At 71.5% G+C, this 7028-nt stretch carries 5 protein-coding genes; 4 read left to right on the top strand and 1 reads right to left on the bottom strand.

Translation table 11 applies throughout. From position 1 onward, the window contains the following. Positions 1–2 precede the first annotated feature (2 nt). A complete protein-coding gene (locus GWI24_RS37555; RefSeq protein ID WP_308344218.1) occupies positions 3–2069 on the top strand; it encodes an APC family permease in 2067 nt (688 codons plus the stop codon). A gap of 217 nt (positions 2070–2286) precedes the next feature. Continuing rightward, positions 2287–3630 (top strand): class I SAM-dependent RNA methyltransferase, encoded by a 1344-nt coding sequence (locus GWI24_RS37550; RefSeq protein WP_210950523.1) that lies wholly within the window; start codon positions 2287–2289, stop codon positions 3628–3630. Positions 3631–3688: 58 nt separating this feature from the next. On the opposite strand, the gene GWI24_RS37545 is transcribed toward GWI24_RS37550, so the two are convergent. Further along, the gene (locus tag GWI24_RS37545; RefSeq protein WP_210950522.1) at positions 3689–4636 is read right to left on the bottom strand and encodes a hypothetical protein; all 948 of its coding nucleotides are present in this window, start codon (positions 4634–4636) and stop codon (positions 3689–3691) included. A 673-nt stretch (positions 4637–5309) separates the two neighbouring features. Here GWI24_RS37545 and GWI24_RS37540 point away from each other — a divergent pair. Both GWI24_RS37540 and GWI24_RS37535 read left to right on the top strand, forming a co-directional pair. Beyond that, a complete protein-coding gene (locus tag GWI24_RS37540; RefSeq protein WP_247617434.1) occupies positions 5310–6101 on the top strand; it encodes a DNA-binding response regulator in 792 nt (263 codons plus the stop codon). A gap of 85 nt (positions 6102–6186) precedes the next feature. Next, complete coding sequence (locus GWI24_RS37535; RefSeq protein WP_210950521.1) at positions 6187–6996, top strand: LuxR family transcriptional regulator; 810 nt, start codon at positions 6187–6189, stop codon at positions 6994–6996. The last annotated feature ends 32 nt before the right edge of the window (positions 6997–7028 follow it).

Genomic DNA, 7028 nt, shown 5'->3' with positions numbered 1-7028 from the left:
GGATCCTGATCGGGCGGGCGCTGCGCAGCGACAAGCTGGGGGAGACCCTCCTCCCGAAGCGCATCGCGCTCCCCGTCTTCGCCTCCGACCCCCTGTCCTCCGTCGCGTACGCGCCGGGGCAGGTGATGATCGTTCTGTCCGTGGCGGGTGCGTCGGCCTACCACTACAGCCCATGGATCACGATCGCCATCATCGTGCTGATGTTCACGGTGGTCGCCTCGTACCGCCAGAACGTCCACGCGTACCCCAGCGGAGGCGGTGACTACGAGGTAGCCACCACCAACCTCGGCCCCAAGGCGGGACTCACCGTCGCCAGCGCCCTGCTGGTCGACTACGTCCTCACGGTGGCGGTGTCGATCTCCTCGGGTGTGGAGAACCTCGGCTCGGCCGTCCCCTTCTTCGTCGAGAACAAGACGCTGTGCGCGGTCGGGATCATCCTGCTGCTGACGCTCATGAACCTGCGGGGCGTACGGGAGTCGGGGAAGCTCTTCGCGATCCCCACCTATGTCTTCGTCGGCGGCGTCTTCGTGATGATCCTCTGGGGCGCCTACCGCGGGCTGGTCCTGGGCGATGACATGAAGGCCCCCACCGCGGGCTACGAGGTGCACGCCGAGCAGACCGGGCTGGCCGGCTTCGCGCTGATCTTCCTGCTGCTGCGCGCGTTCTCCGACGGCTGTGCCGCCCTGACCGGCGTCGAGGCGATCAGCAACGGCGTGCCCGCCTTCCGCAAGCCCAAGAGCCGTAACGCGGCCACCACGCTGGCGCTGATGGGCGGGCTCGCCGTGACCATGTTCGTCGGCATCATCACCCTCGCCCTGGCCACCAACGTCAAGATGGCCGAGAACCCCGCGCACGACCTGCTGAAGAACGGGGCACCGCTCGGTGCCGACTACACCCAGAACCCGGTGATCTCGCAGGTCGCGGCCGCGGTCTTCGGCGACGGCTCGTTCCTCTTCGTGGTGCTGGCGGCGGCCACCGCGCTGGTGCTGTTCCTGGCCGCCAACACCGCGTACAACGGCTTCCCGCTGCTCGGCTCGATCCTGGCCCAGGACCGCTATCTGCCCCGGCAGCTGCACACCCGCGGCGACCGGCTCGCCTTCTCCAACGGCATCGTGCTGCTGGCCTCCGCCGCCGCGGTCCTGGTCTACCTCTACGGGGCCGACTCCACCCGGCTGATCCAGCTCTACATCGTCGGTGTCTTCGTCTCGTTCACCCTCAGCCAGACCGGCATGGTGCGGCACTGGAACCGCCATCTGGCCACCGAGCGGGACCCGGGCACCCGCCGCCGCATGATCCGCGCCCGCGCGATCAACACCTTCGGGGCCTTCTTCACCGGACTGGTGCTGGTCGTGGTGCTGCTGACGAAGTTCACCCACGGTGCCTGGGTGGCCCTGCTCGGCATGGTCATCTTCTACGTCACCATGACGGCCATCAGGCGCCACTACGACGGTGTCTCCGAGGAGTTGGCGGCGGCCACCGAACAGCTCGACGAGGAGGAGGTGCGCCCCTCCCGGGTGCACTCCATCGTCCTGGTCTCCAAGGTCCACAAGCCGACGCTGCGCGCCCTGGCCTACGCCAAGCTGATGCGCTCCCACCGGCTGGAGGCCCTGAGCATCAATGTGGATCCCGCCGAGACCAAGGCGCTCCAGACGGTGTGGCACGAGCGCGGCATAGACGTACCGCTCAAGATCCTCGACTCGCCCTACCGCGAGATCACCCGGCCGGTCATCGACTACGTCAAGAGCCTGCGCCGGGAGAGCCCGCGCGATGTGGTCTCCGTCTTCATCCCCGAGTACGTGGTCGGCCGCTGGTACGAGCATCTGCTGCACAACCAGAGCGCGCTGCGGCTCAAGGGGCGGCTGCTGTTCACCCCGGGCGTCATGGTGACCTCCGTGCCGTGGCAGCTGGACTCCTCCGAGCTGGCCCGGAAGCGGGCCCGCAAGCGGGCCGAGTGGAGCGCGCCGGGTGCGGTGCGGCGCGGCCCGGTGATCCCGCCCAAGCGGGAGAGGGGCGAGAAGGGGGCGAAGGGCGAGAAGCCGGGGGTCACCTCGCAGGTGCCGGGACGCTAGGCGCTCCGCGGGGAGTGCCCTGACCTGCCGTCGATCGTCCGGGGCGCCGTCGTGGCCGGTCGCGCCCACGCGGCGGAGCCGCACATCGACACAGGCCCGCGCCCCCTCGGGGCGCCTCCGGTCTTCCGGGGGTGACGGGGTGAGGTCGCGCGCGACGTAGACTGGTGGGCTGTTGTCCCACCGTGCCCCCTCACCCCTTCTGGAGCCTGAGCCCGCCATGCAAAGTGAACCCAAGGCATCGCTGGTCGGCGAGGAGTACGAGGTCGAGGTCGGCCCGGTGGCGCACGGCGGCCACTGCATCGCCCGGACCGCCGAGGGCCAGGTGCTGTTCGTCCGGCACGCGCTGCCCGGCGAGCGGGTCGTCGCCCGGGTGACCGAGGGCGAGGAGGGCGCGCGCTTCCTGCGCGCCGACGCGGTGCGGGTGCTGGACGCCTCCAAGGACCGGGTCGAGGCGCCGTGCCCGTTCGCCGGGCCCGGCAAGTGCGGCGGCTGCGACTGGCAGCACGCCGCCCCCGGCGCCCAGCGCAGGCTCAAGGCCGAGGTGATCACCGAGCAGCTGGCCCGACTGGCCGGGCTCACCCCCGAAGAGGCGGGCTGGGACGGCACGGTCGAGCCCGCGCCCGGCGACAAGGTGGCCCGCGGCGAGGTTCCGGCCTGGCGCACCCGGGTGAGTTACGCGGTGGACGAGCAGGGCCGTCCCGGGCTGCGCCGCCACCGCTCGCACGAGGTCGAGCCGATCGACCACTGTCTGATCGCCGCCACCGGCGTCACCGAACTCGGCGTCGAGAAGCGCGAATGGCCCCAGATCGCCACCGTGGAGGCCATCGCCGCCACCGGCTCCTCCGACCGGCAGGTGGTCCTCACCCCGCGCCCCGGCGGCCGGCTGCCGATCGTGGAGCTGGACCGGCCGGTCTCGGTGCTGCGGGTCAGCGAGTCCCGCGGCCGTGAGCGGACCCGTCTGGTGCACCGCGTCCACGGCCGCCCCTTCGTCCGCGAGCGCGCGGCGGGCCGCACCTGGCGGGTCGGCGAGGGCGGCTTCTGGCAGGTCCACTCCAAGGCGGCGGACGTCCTCGTCGAGGCCGTGATGCAGGGACTGATGCCCCGTAAGGGCGAGATGGCCCTCGATCTGTACTGCGGCGTCGGCCTCTTCGCGGGCGCGATCGCCGAGCGGGTGGGGGAGCGCGGCGCGGTGCTGGGCATCGAGTCGAGCAAGCGCGCGGTCGAGGACGCCCGGCACAACCTCCAGGACCTGGAGCGCGTCCGTATCGAGCACGGCAAGGTCGAGCAGGTGCTGCCCCGCACCGGGATCACCGAGGCCGACCTGATCGTCCTGGACCCGCCCCGCGCGGGCGCGGGCAAGGAGACGGTCACCCGCCTCGCGGCCCTGGGCGCCCGCCGCATCGCCTACGTCGCCTGCGACCCGGCGGCCCTCGCCCGCGACCTCGAGTACTTCCGCCAGGCGGGCTACGCCCCGCGCCGCACCCGCGCCTTCGACCTCTTCCCGGTGACCCACCACGTGGAGTGCGTGGCGGTGCTGGAGCCGGTGCGCGAGGAGCGCTGAGGCGGAAGGGCTGAGGCGGAAGGCCCCGGCCCCGCGAGGCCGTTGGCGTCGGGCGGCGTCAGGCGGGCGGGGCCGTGGCCACGCCCGGGGCGGTCCGGGACGGGGCGCGGGTGAGGGTCCACATCATGGCGCCGCCCGCCAGGGCGGCGCACAGATGGAGGGTGATCGCGAGGCCCAGCCGCTCCGGGAGGACGACGTCGGGGGGCGAGGCGATCGCGACGTACAGCGTGAAGGGCAGCTTCCAGCCGCTCCACGCGAACAGCGAGCCCGAGCCGAGCCAGCCGAGGACCGACGGCAGCCAGCGGGGGAGCCGGCCGGGGCCCTCGCGGCCCGGACGGGCCACGGCGAACGCGGCGACCAGCGCCCAGGTGCCGCAGATCCCGCACAGCAGGCGCCAGGTGGTGCGGCCCTCGTCGGGGTGGGCGAGGCCCGCGGTGCCGCCCGCCGCCCAGTACAGCCACATCAGGCCGACGGCGGCGCCGAGCGCCACGGCCGCCCGGCCGAGCGGTGAGGGCCCGCCGGCCCGGCCGGTGAACGCCTCCGGCCAGCGCCTGCGCAGATAGGCGGGGAGCGCGAGGGCGAGGCCCAGGCCCATGCCGATGAAGCCGAACTGGATCAGGGCGGCCTCCCAGCCGGGCATCTGCGGGTCGCTGTCGCTCCCGGACCCGGAGGTGTCCGGCTCCGACAGCAGCGAGTCGGCCACCGCGTACGGCAGCATCGAGACCAGGAACCCCGCGCCGACCCAGGCGCAGAAGACCAGTGGCACCCCGGGCAGCCGCATCCCCCACGGCCGGGCCAGCGCCAGTCCGAGAGTGATCCCGATGACCGCCATGCCGACCGTGACGGTGTTGAGCACCACCCATTCGGCGAGCCCGAACCCGGCCCCGACGGGCGCCAGTCCGAGCAGTGAGCCGACCACCCACGACACCTTGATCACGGCATAGGGGGCCATGGCGGCGGCGCCCCCGTACGCGGCCAGCCGCCCCATCCGGTCCCACCGGTCCATCGAGCTCTCCTTCTGTGCGTTGCGATCATCTTCGCGCTCGGCGCCGGGGGCCGCGTCCCTCTCCGGGACCATCCGGCTCCGCCGCACGGGGGAGCGGGATTCGTTCCCCGGCAGGACGGGCGGGGAGCGGAAAGTATGGCCGAATTCATTCCCCTGGCACGGTTGAATTCTTTATCGCTCAACAAAGAAGGAGGCAATTCATGGCGCTTTTCGGTCGATAGCGTAGGCCAAAACAACTGAGGCGCATGTGGTCATTGTCGACTACTGTGACGTAAGGTGCTGAAGCAGTCTGCGGGGCTGTGTCATCACGTGATCACCGTAGGCAGCAAGGTGCCCGTGGGGAAGCGGAGTTGGCCTCAAGAGGACACCGGTGTGGCGAAGCGTGATCGTACGCATGCGCATCGGGGCGAAAAGGAGGGGAAGCGATTCCGCTTAGGGGGTCGGTGCGCAGCAACCTGACAGTTGCGGCGCATGGGTGCACGCTTCACAGAAAACGGTCGTTTACTTGTTCTTTGGCCGGTGAGCACCTTGACTCGCTGACGGTTGACCCAATCTGTGGGCTCAATCTAGTGTCCAATACACTGCTACGCACGGTGCCATTCCGCTCGGGTGAATTCTCAGGGCTCGGCGGATGGCGAAGAACCGGTGCATGCCAATCGACGGGGGATTCGGGATGGGTGTGGCAATTGATCCACGTGGTGTTGATCCACGGCGTGGCGACGAGACGACGGAGCGGGCCGACGACCACGCGTCTCATCTGGAACAGGCGCTGTTACAGGCGCGCAAGCTGATCGAGTCCACGGTTCTGCTGCATTCGCGCAGACTGACCACGCCCTCCCCGGTGGTGCGCACCGACGGCGCCCGGCTCGGCGACTCCCTCGCCCCGCTCATCGGTGGCGCCCGGTACTCGGTGGCCGTGACCCTCACCGGCGCGGGCGCCTTCGAGAACGCGGTGATCGAGGAGCTGGACCGCACCCCGAGCCGGGCGGTGGTCCGGGTGCTGTGCAATGTGCCGGCCGCGGAGGGCGTGGCCGAGCGGCTGCGCCCGCTGACCCGGGTCCGCCCCGAAGTGCGCGTCTCGCAGAGCGAGTTGCGCGGCATCGTGGTGGTCGACGGCGCCTCGGCGCTGGTACAGACGCAGGTCCAGGAGCCGGAGGGGCAGGTGGCCGTCGTCAACGACCTCGGCGCCGTACGGGCCCTGGAGCTCCTCTTCGCCGGTGCCTGGTCCCGGGGCCGCAAGCTGGCGGACCACCTCGGGCTCGCGCCGAGGCTGCGCACGGAGTTCGCCCGCACCGTTCTGGAGGCCCTGCGCGCCGGTCACACCGACGAGACCGCGGCGCGGGCGATCAATGTGTCGCTGCGCACCTACCGCCGTCATGTCGCGGAGATCATGCGGGAGCTGGACGCCAGCTCGCGCTTCCAGGCCGGGGCGCGCGCGGTCGAGCTCGGCCTGCTCGCCGACTGAGGGCGACGACACAACGCTGTCGGGACCGGGCCGTCACGGGGTTCGCGGCGGCCCGCTGATCCATATCTTCAGGGGGATGGTTGGCATGTCCGGCTCGCGCGAGGACGAACTCGAAAAGGCCCTGCTGGAAGCGAAGGCGCGCATCGAGTCGATGGTCGCGCTGCACCGGGACCGCAGCTCCCAGGAGCAGCTCATCACCGTGGTCGACGACGCCTACGACGCGGTGCTGGAGACGGCCGAGAGCCTGGTCGAAGAGGCGCGGACCAGCATCGACATCATCCACGCGCGACGGCCGTCCCGGGCGGACCGGCTGCGGCGGCGCAGCGACCAGGTCGAGCGGGACCTGCTCTACGGCGCCAAGGAGGGTGTGGCCATCCGGCTGCTGACCACGCCCACGCTGCTGGACGACGACTTCGTCCGCGAACAGCTGGGCCGGGAGCGGGCCGTGGCCATCCGGGTGGCCCATATGCCGCCGCTCCAGGCGCTCATCGTGGACGACAGCGTGGCGCTGGTGGTGGCCGAGTCGGCGGCCGGACGGCGGGCGTCGGTGATCCGGGTGGCGGAGCTGCTGCACTCGCTGCGGATGCTCTTCGAGTCCATCTGGAAGGACGCCTTCCGGGCCGGGGAGCGGTTCGTCTTCGGGGACCGCACCCGGGCGGCGTTCGCCCGCCGCATCCTCAAGTACCTCCAGGCCGGGGTCACCGACGAGGTCGCGGCCCGCGAACTCACCGTCTCGGTGCGCACCTATCGGCGGTACGTGGCCGACATCATGTGCCAGCTCGGGGCCAACTCCCGGTTTCAGGCCGGGGTGCGCGCCGCCGAGCTGGGGCTTCTCCCGCCCACGCCGGGGGCGGAGCCGAATGGTCGCGGCCAGGGGGTGTCCGGCGGGTCGTGACGCCTGCGGCGGGCTGTTCCCCTCCCCGCCCC

The sequence above is a fragment of the Streptomyces sp. MK37H genome, assembly GCF_018035285.1.
Taxonomy (GTDB): Bacteria; Actinomycetota; Actinomycetes; order Streptomycetales; family Streptomycetaceae; genus Streptomyces; species Streptomyces endocoffeicus.
This window is presented reverse-complemented; position numbering and strand designations above follow the sequence as displayed.

What these genes read in the sequence shown, in the direction of transcription:
- GWI24_RS37550 (WP_210950523.1), top strand. Translation starts at nt 2,287, where the DNA reads ATGCAAAGTGAACCCAAGGCATCGCTGGTCGGCGAGGAGTACGAGGTC.
- GWI24_RS37545 (WP_210950522.1), bottom strand. Translation starts at nt 4,636, where the DNA reads ATGGACCGGTGGGACCGGATGGGGCGGCTGGCCGCGTACGGGGGCGCC.
- GWI24_RS37540 (WP_247617434.1), top strand. Translation starts at nt 5,310, where the DNA reads ATGGGTGTGGCAATTGATCCACGTGGTGTTGATCCACGGCGTGGCGAC.
- GWI24_RS37535 (WP_210950521.1), top strand. Translation starts at nt 6,187, where the DNA reads ATGTCCGGCTCGCGCGAGGACGAACTCGAAAAGGCCCTGCTGGAAGCG.